This is a genomic window from Marinicellulosiphila megalodicopiae (assembly GCF_045862395.1).
GTDB lineage: Bacteria > Pseudomonadota > Gammaproteobacteria > Pseudomonadales > Natronospirillaceae > Marinicellulosiphila > Marinicellulosiphila megalodicopiae.
Map to the genome: position 1 here is coordinate 813902 of NZ_AP023087.1, position 14945 is coordinate 828846.

The 14945-nt window shown below is 36.8% G+C and carries 14 protein-coding genes; 13 read left to right on the forward strand and 1 reads right to left on the reverse strand.

Annotated features, from left to right (window positions below; translation table 11 throughout):
• Positions 1-135: 135 nt before the first annotated feature.
• On the forward strand, positions 136-2409 hold the full coding sequence (locus tag TYM08_RS03350; protein WP_422381555.1) for a glycoside hydrolase family 6 protein: 2274 nt from the start codon (positions 136-138) through the stop codon (positions 2407-2409).
• 57 nt (positions 2410-2466) lie between these two features.
• On the opposite strand, the gene TYM08_RS03355 is transcribed toward TYM08_RS03350, so the two are convergent.
• Positions 2467-2817 (reverse strand): ComEA family DNA-binding protein, encoded by a 351-nt coding sequence (locus TYM08_RS03355; protein WP_422381556.1) that lies wholly within the window; start codon positions 2815-2817, stop codon positions 2467-2469.
• 221 nt (positions 2818-3038) lie between these two features.
• On the opposite strand from TYM08_RS03355, the gene pyrB reads away from it, so the two are divergent.
• The 12 genes from pyrB (at position 3039) to TYM08_RS03415 (ending at position 14942) form a co-directional block, all read left to right on the forward strand.
• Positions 3039-3995 carry an aspartate carbamoyltransferase gene (gene pyrB, locus TYM08_RS03360; RefSeq protein WP_422381557.1) on the forward strand — a complete coding sequence of 319 codons (957 nt, stop codon included), beginning with the start codon at positions 3039-3041 and terminating at the stop codon, positions 3993-3995.
• Positions 3979-4434 (forward strand): aspartate carbamoyltransferase regulatory subunit, encoded by a 456-nt coding sequence (gene pyrI, locus TYM08_RS03365; RefSeq protein ID WP_422381558.1) that lies wholly within the window; start codon positions 3979-3981, stop codon positions 4432-4434. The genes pyrB and pyrI overlap by 17 nt, the downstream gene beginning before the upstream one ends.
• Before the next feature lie 9 nt (positions 4435-4443).
• Complete coding sequence (locus TYM08_RS03370; protein WP_422381559.1) at positions 4444-5463, forward strand: NAD-dependent epimerase; 1020 nt, start codon at positions 4444-4446, stop codon at positions 5461-5463.
• Positions 5463-6632 carry a nucleotide sugar dehydrogenase gene (locus tag TYM08_RS03375; RefSeq protein ID WP_422381560.1) on the forward strand — a complete coding sequence of 390 codons (1170 nt, stop codon included), beginning with the start codon at positions 5463-5465 and terminating at the stop codon, positions 6630-6632. The genes TYM08_RS03370 and TYM08_RS03375 overlap by 1 nt, the downstream gene beginning before the upstream one ends.
• Before the next feature lie 3 nt (positions 6633-6635).
• The gene (locus tag TYM08_RS03380) at positions 6636-8096 is read left to right on the forward strand and encodes a mannose-1-phosphate guanylyltransferase/mannose-6-phosphate isomerase (protein WP_422381561.1); all 1461 of its coding nucleotides are present in this window, start codon (positions 6636-6638) and stop codon (positions 8094-8096) included.
• 41 nt (positions 8097-8137) lie between these two features.
• Positions 8138-9265: a GDP-mannose 4,6-dehydratase gene (gmd, locus tag TYM08_RS03385; RefSeq protein ID WP_422381562.1), complete on the forward strand. Its 1128-nt coding sequence runs from the start codon at positions 8138-8140 to the stop codon at positions 9263-9265.
• 103 nt (positions 9266-9368) lie between these two features.
• Complete coding sequence (gene fcl / locus TYM08_RS03390) at positions 9369-10334, forward strand: GDP-L-fucose synthase (protein WP_422381563.1); 966 nt, start codon at positions 9369-9371, stop codon at positions 10332-10334.
• Positions 10335-11405, forward strand: a complete 1071-nt coding sequence (rfbB, locus tag TYM08_RS03395; protein ID WP_422381564.1) for a dTDP-glucose 4,6-dehydratase — start codon at positions 10335-10337, stop codon at positions 11403-11405.
• A gap of 4 nt (positions 11406-11409) precedes the next feature.
• Positions 11410-12291: a glucose-1-phosphate thymidylyltransferase RfbA gene (rfbA, locus tag TYM08_RS03400; RefSeq protein WP_422381565.1), complete on the forward strand. Its 882-nt coding sequence runs from the start codon at positions 11410-11412 to the stop codon at positions 12289-12291.
• Positions 12278-13333 (forward strand): glycosyltransferase family 4 protein, encoded by a 1056-nt coding sequence (locus tag TYM08_RS03405; protein ID WP_422381566.1) that lies wholly within the window; start codon positions 12278-12280, stop codon positions 13331-13333. Before rfbA ends, TYM08_RS03405 begins: the two co-directional genes overlap by 14 nt.
• Positions 13330-13830 carry a hypothetical protein gene (locus TYM08_RS03410; protein ID WP_422381567.1) on the forward strand — a complete coding sequence of 167 codons (501 nt, stop codon included), beginning with the start codon at positions 13330-13332 and terminating at the stop codon, positions 13828-13830. The genes TYM08_RS03405 and TYM08_RS03410 overlap by 4 nt, the downstream gene beginning before the upstream one ends.
• A 2-nt stretch (positions 13831-13832) precedes the next feature.
• Positions 13833-14942, forward strand: coding sequence for a DegT/DnrJ/EryC1/StrS family aminotransferase (locus TYM08_RS03415; protein ID WP_422381568.1), 1110 nt, complete (start codon positions 13833-13835; stop codon positions 14940-14942).
• The last annotated feature ends 3 nt before the right edge of the window (positions 14943-14945 follow it).

Genomic DNA, 14945 nt, shown 5'->3' on the forward strand with positions numbered 1-14945 from the left:
TTCGCAACACTAACTTATGAGGGAATGACTGGTGTTTTGACGTAGAATTGGCACACCAAAACAGAGTTGAGTCGTATTAACGAGTTTAATTTCAATTCAACCTGTTTAAGAAATTTTCCACCAAAGGTAAAAATTATGATTTTTAACAAAACGGCATTAGCCATTGGTATGACTTCAGCATTAGTGCTAGCAAGTTGTTCAAAAAAAGAAGAAACACCAGATCCTACTCCTACACCAGTAGTTAATACAGCTCCTACTGCTGCACCAGAAGTAACTGGAACTGTGGTATTGTCTAATGCAAATGATACAGCAGGTGATACTTTAACTTACTTATGGACAATAAATGGAGCACCTGTAAGTAGTGATGAAATTTTAGATTTAGCTTTATTGACTAATTTGTCTGGAGAGCAAACAATTTTATTAACTGTTGAAGATTCAGGCGGATTAAAAGCTTATGCTCCTGTTCTGTATAATTTCGGAACAGATCCAGGAACTGGTACAGGAACAGGTACTGGAACTGGTACAGGTACTGGAACTGGAACTGGAACTGGTACTGGAACTGGTACTGGAACTGGTACTGGAACTGGTACTGGAACTGGTACAGGAACTGGAACTGGAACTGGAACTGGAACTGGAACAGGTACAGGTACTGGAACAGGTACTGGAACAGGTACTGGAACAGGTACTGGAACAGGTACTGGAACAGGTACTGGAACAGGTACTGGAACAGGTACTGGAACTGGAACTGGTACAGGTTCTTCGGCTGATGTTGATATTGTTGATGATTCAAAATATAACGGAACGATCCCTTTAAGCCAAAAAGCAGTAGGTGATATAAATACTCCTTTGCAAACTCAAGGTAATCCATTCGAAGATTCATACTTTTATTTGAGTCCTGATATCAAAACTATGATGGATGATTCATTGGTGCTAGTTGAAAATGATACTGATCCAATGGCTAGTACTTATAATAAAACTGAAATGGTTAATAAAATTAAATATATCCAGCGTCAACCTTCGGCTGTATGGATGGATTCAATTGCAACTATTTCTGGTGATCCAGAAGCGGGTCGACGTTCTTTGATTGGACACCTAGATGCAGCTGTTGCTCAGCAAGAGTTTTATGCAACTAAGGATGGTGGTAAATCACCAATGACTATTGTTGTAATAATTTACAACCTTCCAGATCGCGATTGTGCTGCATTTGCATCTAGTGGTCAGTTGTATGAAATTGGCAAGCCTCAAGAAAGTTATAGTGCTGGACAGTTGGATGGTTTGAATAAATATCGTACTGATTATTTAAATGTTATTACTAGTGCAATGTCTTCAAAATCTGAGTATCAAGATTTACGTATTGTTGCAATGCTAGAGCCAGACTCGTACCCTAATATGATTACAAATACTATGTTGAATCCAGATGGTCCTTCATTAGTTGTAGATGGGTTGACTCGTGATGATGGTACTACATATTGTGATACTTTACTTGAGTACACAGAAGATGGTTTGGCGGAAGGATTAGGTGTATATGGTCGTGGTCTGCAGCTTGCAATTGATGAGTTAGATAAAGTTGGCAATGTATATACTTACCTAGATATTGGTCATGCTGGTTGGTTAGGTTGGGATGATCCTGGTAGTGAAACAACTAACATAAAGCGTGGTGTTGAAGGTTTCCTTAAGTTGATTGCTGGTGCGGATGCTGATGGAAAATCTGGTTTTGAAAAAGTGCGAGGCTTTGCTTCAAACACTTCGGGTTATACACCTGTTGAAGAGCCTCTTATTTCAAATGATACCGCTGACCGTGAGGCACTTGCTGATTATTATGAGTGGAATCAATCTGTTGATGAAGTAACTTATATTGACGCATTTAATGCGCGTGTTCGTTCAGAGCAGTCTGGATTTGAGCCAGGGTTTATTATTGATACTGCCCGTAATGGTTGGGGTATGAATGCTAATCGCCCAGTTGCGAACCAAACTCGTCAAATGGGTACTGATCCAAGTGATCGTGTAGATGATCGTGATCATCGTGGTCATTGGTGTAATGTTGCAAATGCAGGTGTGGGTGAAGTTCCAAAAGCTAACCCAGACGCTAATCGTCCTCACTTAGATGCGTTTTTCTGGATGAAGCCACCTGGAGAATCTGATGGTATTTCGTTCGATCATAATACTACGAGCACAGCTGGTTTAGATATTGTCGATCAAGCTATTTATGAGTCTGCAACGGATCCAATTTACGCTGGTAAGCAATTAGATACTATGTGTATTTCTGGATCAATACGTGATGGTGGTGAGGCTAACCCTGTTCGTCCAATGGATTATATGGCTCCGCATGCTGGTGCATGGTTCCATAAGCAATTTATTGAATTAATCAATAATGCTTATCCTGAATTAGGTGAGTCAGATTACGACTAATTATCAATCTTGATTAAAAAAACCCGGCTATTGCCGGGTTTTTTATTGAGTGATAGTTTATTTAACGCTCAGCTCCATTGTTCCCTTAATATCCTTCAAAATTATCGCATCGCGATTGCGCTCTAATATTTTCTCTCCAATTCCTTTTACGTTTAATAGTTCGTCTGCACTATTAAAAGGGCCATTTTCTTCTCTATATTCAATTATTGCTTGTGCCTTGGCAGAACCAACACCTACTAACAAATCAGAAAGTGTATCTTGAGAATCTGTGTTGATATTCACATACAACAACATTTGTGAAGAAGACGTTTTCTCTGTATCCATTGGTTCAGCATTCGCATGGCCTGTTAATAATGAAAATGCAGTGAGGGACGATAAAACAAGTGTGCTAAATTTAAAATTTCTCATAACGAGATTCCTTTGGTAAAAAATGATGGAGAATACGTTGTGTTTCTCCTTTAAGTGCCAACAATGGAAATCCTTCCAGTCAGCAAGAAAAAATATAGACAGGGAATTGTAGTTTTGCCAACTTTTTTGCTGCAATTAATTGCATCAACGGTTTTTTACTTTGAGCCAAACCATAAAATTCGTTACAATCAGCAACATTCTTTAATCTGACACCAATTTTCATGCACAATCCGCTTTATCAACGCGATGTCGTTTCGATCAAAGACTTCACCCGAGAAGATCTTGAACTGATTATACAAACCGCACAAAAAATTAAACTAAACCCAACAGGCCAATTCTTGTCGGGAAAAATAATAGCGAGTTGTTTTTTTGAAGCTTCGACCCGAACTCGATTGTCTTTTGAAACCGCAGTGCAGCGTCAAGGTGGTCAATTAATTGGATTTGCCGATGCAACTAATACGTCATTTGGCAAAAAAGGGGAAACCCTTTCAGATTCTATAAGAATGATCGATGCCTATGCCGATGCCATTATTTTAAGGCATCCAAATGAAGGTTCAGCCCGATTAGCCGCAGAAGTCGCAAAAGTGCCTGTCATCAATGGTGGAGATGGTGCAAATCAGCACCCAAGCCAAACTTTATTAGATTTATTTACCATTTTTGAAACACAAAACTCCCTAGACGGTATTAAAATTGCGTTTGTTGGAGACTTAAAATACGGTCGAACCGTGCATTCATTAGCTCAAGCACTTTCGTTATTTAAAGATGTAAAAATGCAATTCATCGCACCAGACGCTTTGAAAATGCCTGAATACATTTGTGATGAATTAAGAAGCAAAGGCGTTGAATATCAAATCGTTCAAAAAATAAGCGATGCTGTCAAGTGGGCGGATATTATCTACATGACCCGCGTTCAAAAAGAACGATTTGATCCCAATGAATATCACCTAGTGGCTTCTCAATACGTATTAAAAGCTAAAGGGTTAAAAAACGCCAAAGACAATCTAAAAATATTACATCCATTACCGCGAATTGATGAAATTTGCACATCTGTAGATAACACACCTTACGCATATTACTTTCAACAAGCGGAAAATGGATTATATGCAAGACAGGCATTATTAGCATTGTTGTTAAATGAAGAATTAAACGAACAGGTGGTTTATGCAAAAAACTCATAAATTACAAGTTGAGGCCATCCAAAAAGGCACGGTGATTGATCACATACCTGCTGGACAGGGACTAAAGATCATAAACCACTTACAACTGATGGATAAAAAGTTACGCCTTACTGTAGGGCTTAATTTACCAACTTCATCGGGCGAATTTAAAGACATCATCAAAGTAAATGAGTGGCACCTCGCTGATAGCGAGGCAGAAAACTTATTTTTATTTGCACCTGATGCCAGTATCAATCAAATAGATGATTATTTGGTTGTAAAAAAATACAAAATGAAAGCGCCAAAAGAATTAAAAGGCGTATTTAAGTGTCGTAACCATAACTGCATAAGCTTAACAGAATCGGTTACGAGTAAATTTTTAGTAGACCAGTCTGAGCAAGGTTTGCGTCTACAGTGCCACTATTGCGAGCGTTGGTTTCGTGATTGGGTGTTTGTATAAGAGATGAATATGAAAGGAAGGGTGTTAGTAACCGGGGCGGCTGGATTTATTGGTTCAGCGACATCCATTAAATTAATTGAATTGGGTTATACCGTTGTTGGTATCGATAATATTAATGATTATTATGATGTTAATTTAAAACTAGCTAGGTTAGAGCGTGTAAAGGCGTTTGAACAATTTAAATTTGTGAAATTAGATATTGCCGATCGCGACGCAATCGAAGCCTTGTTTGCACAAGAGCAGTTTGATTATGTGATTCATTTAGCTGCACAAGCAGGGGTGCGATATTCAATTGATAATCCACATGCTTATGCTGAAAGCAATTTAGTCGGGCACTTGCATATTCTAGAAGGGTGTCGTCAACATAAGGTTAAACATTTAGTTTATGCCTCTTCAAGTTCGGTTTATGGTTTAAATTCAAAGACTCCGTTTTCAACCAGTGATTCAGTTGATCATCCAATATCGTTATATGCGGCAACTAAAAAATCTAATGAATTAATGAGTCATACTTATTCGCATTTATACAACATCCCCACGACGGGGTTAAGATTTTTTACTGTGTACGGCCCTTGGGGGCGTCCAGATATGGCGTTGTTTAAATTTACTAAAAGTATTTTAAATGGTGAGCCTATTGATATTTATAACAATGGCGATTTAAGCCGAGACTTTACCTATATCGACGATATTGTTGATGGTGTGGTCAATATTTTATCTGTATTGCCACAAGGTCAAAAAAATTGGACAGTTGAAACCGGCAGTGCTGCAAATAGCTCGGCGCCGTACGCCATTTATAATATTGGCAATGGTAATCCTGTAAAATTAATGGATTTTGTCAAAGCATTAGAAAATGCATTAGGCACTGAGTCCATTAAAAATTTTATGCCAATGCAAGATGGTGATGTGTATCAAACTTTTGCCGATACCGAAGATTTTGTCGCGACAACAGGCGTAAAATCAAATGTAGACGTACAAACAGGTATTAATAATTTTGTTGATTGGTATCAATCATTTTATGGAGAAACTAAATAATGGCTAAAATTGCAGTAGCGGGAACAGGTTATGTAGGGTTATCAAACTCAATGTTATTAGCGCAGCATAACGAAGTTGTAGCAATTGATATTGTCGAAGAAAAAGTGGCGATGTTAAATAATAAGCAGTCGCCGATTGCTGATGTTGAAATTGAAGATTTTTTACAAAATAAACAATTAAATTTTAAAGCCACATTAGATAAAAACGAAGCATATGCAAATGCCGATTTTGTAATAATTGCCACACCAACAGATTACGATGTAGAAAATAATTATTTTAATACAAGCTCGGTTGAGTCTGTGATTAAAGACGTGATGCAAATTAATCCAAATGCTGTAATGGTGATTAAGTCTACTGTGCCAGTGGGATATACAAAATCAATCAAACAAGAATTTGATTGTCCTAATATTATGTTTAGCCCTGAGTTTTTACGCGAAGGCAAAGCACTGTATGACAACCTGCACCCATCAAGAATCATAGTCGGTGAAAAAAGCAAACGCGCTGAAATATTTGCTAATTTATTAGCTCAAGGTGCCATCAAACAAAATATCGATATTTTATACACTGATTCCACAGAAGCAGAAGGTGTAAAACTATTTTCAAATACCTACCTAGCTATGCGTGTCTCATATTTTAATGAATTAGACAGCTATGCAGAAACCCACGGATTAGACGCCAAACAAATCATCGAAGGGGTCGGGCTAGATCCAAGAATTGGCAGTCATTATAATAATCCCTCTTTCGGGTACGGTGGTTACTGCCTACCCAAAGACACCAAACAATTATTGGCCAACTACAAAGATGTACCAAATAGTATTATAGGCGCAATTGTATCGGCCAATACAACACGCAAAGATTTTATAGCGGATTCAATTATCAAAAAGAATCCAAAAGTGGTGGGTATATATCGATTAATAATGAAATCAGGTTCAGATAATTTCAGAGCCTCAGCCATTCAAGGGATAATGAAACGGATAAAGGCAAAAGGTATTACAGTTGTTGTGTATGAGCCAGTATTAACTGAAGATGAGTTTTACAATTCAAAAGTAATTAAAGATTTAAATGAATTTAAAGAAATCAGTGATGTGATCATTGCCAATCGTCGAGTGGAAGAACTTGAAGATGTAATGGATAAAGTTTATACACGTGATTTGTTTGGTAGTGATTAAATAATGAACTTTTTACCCGTAATTATGGCCGGCGGTTCCGGCACTCGCCTTTGGCCGTTGTCTCGTAAAAAATACCCAAAACAATTTTTAGCGTTAACGGGTGATGATAAAAGCACCATGTTGCAACAAACCATCAAACGCTTAGATGGTTTAAACACGTTGCCTATTAGCTTAATTTGTAATGACGATCATCGTTTTATTGCTGCTGAGCAATGCCGTCAAATTGGCCAAACGCAAGCTTCTATTATTTTAGAACCTGTGGGTCGTAATACCGCCCCTGCCATTGCCTTGGCTGCGTTTAATGCCATGGCAAAATTTAATCCGCAGGCTCAACAAGACGATGCATTGTTGTTAGTGTTAGCAGCGGATCATGACATGAAAGATTCGGCTGAATTTTGTAAGGTTGTGAAACATGCCTGTCCATTAGCGTTAGATAATAAATTAGTCACCTTTGGTATTGTGCCCAAAACCCCTGAAACTGGTTACGGTTATATTCAACAAGGCGAAGAAGTGCGCGTAGGTGCAAGCACTGGCAGAAAAGTAGCCAAGTTTGTTGAAAAACCCGATTTAGAAACCGCGCAAACCTATTTAGACTCTGGGGATTTTTTCTGGAACAGCGGCATGTTTTTATTTAAAGCCAGCACCTATTTAAATGAGCTTGAAAAACATCAGCCTGATATTTATAACGCCTGTAAATTAGCCATTTCAAAACCAACTCAAGATTTAGATTTTGTACGTATTGATGCCGATGCGTTTAAAGCCTGCCCTGATGATTCCATTGATTATGCTGTAATGGAGCCTTTATGTAACGCTGAGGGCTCCTCGAACGCGGTAGTAGTGCCGCTTGATGCTGGCTGGAGTGACGTAGGTGGCTTTGCTGCACTTTGGGATGTAAAACAAAAAGACGACAACCACAATGCGTTTGAAGGCGAAGTATTAGCAACCGACACGCATAATTGTTTGGTTATGAGCGAAGACAAATTAGTCGCCACCGTGGGTGTCGACAATTTAGTTATTATTAACACTAAAGACTCAGTATTGGTTGCCCACAAAGACAAAGCCCAAGAAGTCAAAGCGATTGTTGAACAACTTAAAGCGCAAAACAGACCTGAGGTAGATTTACACCGCGAAGTGTATCGACCATGGGGCAGTTATGATTCGATCGACAACGGCGAGCGTTACCAAGTAAAACGCATAAGCGTAAAACCCGGCGCTAAATTATCCGTACAAATGCATCATCATCGTGCCGAGCATTGGATTGTTGTGTCGGGCACCGCGCTGGTGACCAATGGCGATAAAGAAATCATGCTAACGGAAAACCAATCGACTTATATTCCTGTGGGTGTCGTACATGCCCTTAAAAATCCTGGGGTATTGCCGCTTGAGTTAATTGAAGTGCAGTCAGGTTCGTATTTGGGCGAAGATGATATAGTGCGTTTTGAAGATTTGTATGGTCGTGTTTAAATCACGAATCTCATATTATTAAATTATAGGAAAGTTTTACCATGGCAAAAGTTGCTTTAATAACAGGCGTAACCGGACAGGATGGATCGTACTTAGCAGAATTTTTATTAGAAAAAGGCTACGAAGTACACGGCATTAAACGTCGTGCATCGTCATTAAACACCGAACGTGTGGATCATATTTATCAAGACTTACATCAAATAGACGCAAAATTCTTTTTGCATTATGGTGATTTGACCGACACGTCTAACTTAACGCGTTTATTAAAAGACATTCAACCTGATGAAGTTTATAACTTAGGTGCGCAGTCTCATGTTGCGGTTTCGTTTGATTCACCTGAATACACAGCCGATGTGGATGCGATGGGTGCGTTGCGTATTTTAGAAGCGATTCGTTTTTTAGGTTTGGAAAAAAAGACGCGTTTTTATCAGGCGTCAACTTCTGAGTTGTATGGCGAAGTGCAAGAAATTCCACAAAAAGAAACGACGCCGTTTCACCCTCGTTCCCCTTACGCCGTGGCTAAAATGTACGCGTATTGGATAACGGTTAACTATCGTGAGTCTTATGGCATGTATGCTTGTAACGGTATTTTGTTTAACCATGAATCGCCGCGTCGTGGTGAAACATTTGTGACACGCAAAATTACTCGTGCGTTTGCCAACATTGCCCATGGTTTAGAAAACTGCTTGTATTTAGGCAATATGGACGCGCTTCGAGATTGGGGACACGCAAAAGATTACGTGCGTATGCAATGGATGATGTTACAACAAGAGGTGGCAGACGATTTTGTGATTGCAACGGGCAAACAAATTTCGGTACGTGAATTTGTAAAAATGTCGGCACAAAATGCAGGCATTACCATTGAATTTACTGGCAGCGCATTAGAAGAGATCGGTACGGTTACGGCTGTTGATCAAAGCATTGCACCTGAAGTGAATGTTGGTGATGTATTGGTAAAAGTTGACCCGCGTTATTTCCGCCCTGCTGAAGTTGAAACGTTATTAGGTGATCCGTCAAAAGCGAAAAAATTACTAGGCTGGACACCTGAGATTACAGTAGAAGAAATGTGTGCCGAAATGGTAGAAAACGATTTAAACAAAGCCAAACAACATGCCCTACTTAAAAAACACGGTTTTGATATTGCCGTTGCCATTGAAAACCAAGGGTAATTAAAGTGCGACTAGGACATCAAGAAAGGTCTCCTTTCGCAAGATGCACTACCAAGCTTTTAATTTTTCATCACTTCGAAAAATTAAACTTAAAGAGAAAATTATGAAAAGAATATTCGTAGCAGGACACAATGGCATGGTTGGTTCAGCCATTGTGCGCCAACTTAAACAACGCGCTGATGTAGAAGTCATTACAAAAAGTCGCAGTGAGTTAAATTTATTAGATCAACAAGCCGTGGCGCAATTTTTTGCGCAATCGAATATTGATTGCGTGTATTTAGCCGCGGCAAAAGTAGGCGGTATTGTGGCTAACAATACGTATCCTGCGGATTTTATTTATGAAAATTTAAGCATTCAAAATAATATTATTCACTCATGTCATGTTGCGAATATTCAAGACTTATTGTTTTTAGGCTCGTCTTGTATTTATCCAAAATTAGCCGAACAACCAATGAGCGAACACGCATTATTAACGGGTACGTTGGAACCAACAAACGAGCCTTATGCCATTGCAAAAATTGCAGGCATCAAAATGTGCGAGTCTTATAATCGCCAATACAAACGCAATTATCGCTCGGTGATGCCAACTAACTTGTATGGCGAAAACGACAATTTTCACCCTGAAAATTCTCATGTGATTCCTGCGTTGTTACGCAGATTTCACGAAGCTAAATTAAATGGTGATTCAGAAGTAATCGCATGGGGTTCAGGTAAACCGATGCGAGAATTTTTACATGTTGATGACATGGCCGCTGCATCCATTTATGTAATGGAATTAGACCAAGACACTTACAATGCAAACACCCAAGAAATGCTAAGCCATATTAATGTGGGTACAGGTGTGGATTGTACAATTCGTGAATTGGTAGAAACCGTTGCAAAAGTGACTGGGTTTAAAGGCGAAATAAAATTTGATGCCAGCAAACCAGATGGTGCGCCACGTAAGTTAATGAATGTAGATCGCCTTGCAGATTTGGGTTGGAAATATTCGATTGATTTAGAGCAGGGTTTGGCAACAACGTATGAATGGTTTTTAGCGAATCAAGATAATTTTAGAGGTGTCGTATAAATGAAAATACTCATCACTGGAGGTGCTGGTTTTATTGGATCTGCAGTCATTCGTAATATATTAGAGAATACAAATGATTCAGTAATAAATATTGATAAATTAACTTATGCAGGTAATTTAGATTCATTACAATCGATTGAAAAATCTGACCGATACTTATTTCAAAAAATTGATATATGCGATAAAAATAAATTAGTTGAAGTTTTTAAAAAACTTCAACCTGACGCAGTTATGCACTTGGCTGCAGAATCACATGTTGATCGATCGATCGATGGGCCTGCTGAATTTATGCAAACAAACATAATAGGGACATTCATTTTGCTTGAAGCTGCTAGAGAATACTGGAATACGCTTACTGGTAATGAGAAAGAACAATTTAGATTTCATCATATTTCAACGGATGAAGTGTATGGGGATTTAACCAATACAACAGATTTATTTACAGAAGAAACGTCATACGATCCAAGCTCACCTTATTCAGCCTCCAAAGCATCCAGTGATCATTTAGTTAGAGCTTGGCACAGAACATATGGGTTGCCTGTTCTTATAACAAATTGTTCCAATAATTATGGTCCGTATCATTTCCCAGAAAAACTCATTCCCCATGTCATTTTAAATGCATTAGATGCAAAGGCATTACCAATATATGGTGATGGTTCACAAATTCGTGATTGGTTATATGTGGAAGATCATGCTCGCGCTTTATATAAAGTCGTGACAGAAGGTAGTGTCGGTCAAACATACAATATTGGTGGTCACAATGAAAAAACCAATTTAGAAGTGGTGAATACATTGTGCAAAATATTAGATGAATTAGTGCCTGTTAAAACCAATGAAAAAATGAAAGGGGTAGATTCCTATAGTAAATTGATCACCTTCGTTAAAGATCGACCAGGGCATGATGTGCGATATGCTATAAATGCAAGTAAGATTCAAAATGAATTAAATTGGACGCCAGAAGAAACATTTGAAACGGGTATTCGAAAAACAGTTCACTGGTATTTAGAAAATGAGAGTTGGTGGAAACGAGTATTAAATGGTGATTATCAATTAGAACGACTAGGGGGGTAAAGTTTTGGCTAATTATAAAGGTATAATTTTAGCTGGTGGTTCAGGGACAAGATTATATCCACTCACAATCGGAGTATCTAAGCAGTTATTACCTGTTTATGATAAACCTATGATTTACTATCCATTATCAGTATTAATGTTAGCAGGTATTCAAGAAATATTAATCATTACAACGCCCGAAGATAAGAATAGTTTCAAGCGATTGTTAGGTGATGGATCAAAATTCGGTATTAAATTACAATATAAGGTCCAAAAAACACCCGACGGTTTAGCGCAAGCATTTATAATTGGCGAAAAATTCATTGGGAGTGATTCAGTTTGTTTGATCTTAGGCGATAATATTTTTTACGGACCACAACTTACTCCTAAGTTACTAAATGCAAAAAAACAAAAAATTGGGGCAACTGTGTTTGGGTATCGTGTTAATGATCCGCATAGATTTGGTGTAGTTGAGTTTGATGAAAAAAATAAAGCGGTCTCTATTGAAGAAAAACCTAAGGCTCCAAAGTCAAGCTACGCAATAACAGGGCTTTATTTTTACGATAATGAGGTAGTGGAAATTGCAAAGTCTATTTTACCATCGGTACGTGGAGAGTTGGAAATCACTGATGTTAATAATGTATATCTTGGAAAAGGTCTGCTAAATGTTGAGGTCTTGGGGCGAGGATATGCATGGTTGGACACTGGAACTCATAAAAGTCTTCTTGATGCATCTCAATTTGTCTATACAGTTGAATCAAGACAAGGCTTTAAAATTGCTTGCTTGGAAGAAATTGCGAACAATAACGGCTGGATTGATTTGAAAAAAACTAAATTTGACAACTCGGAATTAAATAAAACAAATTATGGTAAATATATTTTGGGGTTAATTAATGGAAATCATTAATTTTATACAAGATGAAGCAACTCCACATAATAATATTCTAATTAAAAATGTACTAGATAATTGTGATATGAAATTATGGTATGCAGTAAAAAAATCAAAACAGTATAATTGGAATGTTGATCTTAATAATGAAATTATTGAATCTGAAATATATGGCACGAAATTGAATTTTAGATTATTAAAATATTTTTTAGCTAAACATAAAGTTGAAAAATTTTTAATGGTTGGATGGAGCAATTCAACAACAAGAGTTTTGTTTATATTAGCTGTATTCTTTAGGTTGAATCTTTTTATGTGGTTCGATTTACCAGATGAAAAGAAAGAAAGAGGTTGGTTGAAAATAAAACTTCGAAAAATTTTTTATTTTTTACTTAAAAATTCTAAAATTCAATTATTTTGTGCTGGAAAAAACACAGTAGAATATTTTATTTTAAATGGGTTTAATAAAAATAGATTACATAATTTACCTATACAGGTAGAAGTAGTAAAATATAAAAAATTTAATTCGAGAACGAAATACCTTAAAATTTTTGCAGGAAGTAGGTTGACATTCGATAAAGGGTTTGACCTTTTAATTGCTGCGTTAGGTCAATTAGAGAGAAATTGTAATATAAAATTAAATTTAGCAGGTGAGGGTCCAGAGCTTAATAATCTAAAATCTCAATCGAAATACTTGAATATAGCTGATAAAATCGAATTTTTGGGCTGGATATCACCTTTAGAATATCAAAATCAATTATCGAATTGTGATGTGTTTATTCACCCTGCTCGAAAAGATGCTTATGGTGCTACAGTTCTTGCATTAGCGTCAGGAACCCCTGTAATTGGTTCTAATTGTGCGGGAGCTGTAAATGATTGCTTGATAGAAGGGGAGAATGGTTTTTCGTATTCTCCTGAATCAGTAGATGATCTAATGTTGCTGATTTTGCGTTTTTACGAGGATTGCTCATTGATTAAAGCGATGTCCGACAAAGCACTTTATATAGCAAATCAATATGATGGTAAATATTGGGCTAAAAAATTAGTTGAGGTTATGAAATGATTATTACAGATGAATATGAAAGTTTTATATTAAAAAGTATTTTAGTAGAAGATATTGAAAGTCTGAGGGTTTGGAAGAATAAACATAGGGGAAGCTTTTTTCATAAAAATGAAATTACATCATCAGAGCAGTATACTTGGTTTTCTGAATATCAAAATGATCCTGAAAATATTATGTTTGTAGTGATTGTTGATGGTGTAAGTATTGGATGCATGGGGTATCGATTAAAAGATGGAGGTGTTGATGTGTATAATATTATGAGAGGAGAAAAAACATCACATAAACCTTTTAAAATGTCAGATGCTTTTTCAGTAATGTTGAGTTATCTAAAAGTTAAATATCAATTAACAATTAGTTGTGTAGTTTTAAATGATAATCCTGCCTTTAATTGGTATTTAAATAATAATTTTATAGTTAAAGCAAAATACGACAATTACTCATTGTTAGAGTACTATTCGGGAAATAACATGAAAAAATATTTAATTAAGGTGAAATAATCATGATTACAGTTTTTGGGTCGCATGTAGGTGAAAAAGAAATAGAATCTGTAGCAGATTCAATGAGTAAACAATGGATGGGTATGGGGCCAAAAGTTGCAAAATTTGAAAGCAATTTTAAGAAAAGATTAGGTCTCGAAAATTTTTTGATGGTAGATAGCGGTTCTAACGCATTATATATGGCGATAACACTCTTAGACTTACCAAAAGGGACTGAAGTTATTGTTCCCACTTTTACTTGGGTGTCATGTGCTCAAGCAGTTATATTAGCTGGATTAAAACCTATATTTTGTGATGTTGATTTAGTTACAATGAATGTTACCAAGGAAACTGTTCAAGAAAAAATAACTAGTAATACCTCAGCAATAATGGTCGTTCATTATGCTGGTTTACCTGTGGATTTAGATAGAATAAAAGAATTAGGTTTTCCGATAGTTGAAGATGCTGCACATGCAGTAGATTCATATTATAAAGGTCAGGCTTGTGGCGGTATTGCTGATGTTGGAATTTATAGTTTCGATGCAGTTAAGAATTTGGCTGTTGGTGAAGGTGGTGGTGTCACTATTAAATCAAATAAAGATGCAATAAGAGCAAAAAAACTAAGATACTGCGGAATTGGTAAATCAGGTTTTGAGGCTTCAACAAATGGAAAAAAACGGTGGTGGGAATATCAAATCGAAGAAGCTTTTATTAAAATGAATCCTTCTGATATTGCTGGAGCTATTGCAGTCGAACAATTAAATAGATTGGATGATCTTCAGCAAATAAGGAAAGATATTTGGAACTATTATCAAGAAAATTTGGCAAAACTTTCTCAAATTAAAACACCAGTTGAAGCAAATGAAGGGGATCAGCACTCGTATTTTACCTATTGTATAAGAGCGCCAAAACGAGATGAATTAGCAAAACATTTACTCGATAATAAAATATATACTACTTTAAGATATCATCCCTTACATTTAAATCCTTTGTATTCTCAAATGGATGTTAGGTTAAAAAATAGTGAATTATTAAATGATGATGCATTGAGTATTCCACTTCATCCTAATATGACTATGGAGGATGCAAAAAAAGTTGTTTCTGAAATAGTTTCATTTTATAAAGGTAAATGAGTA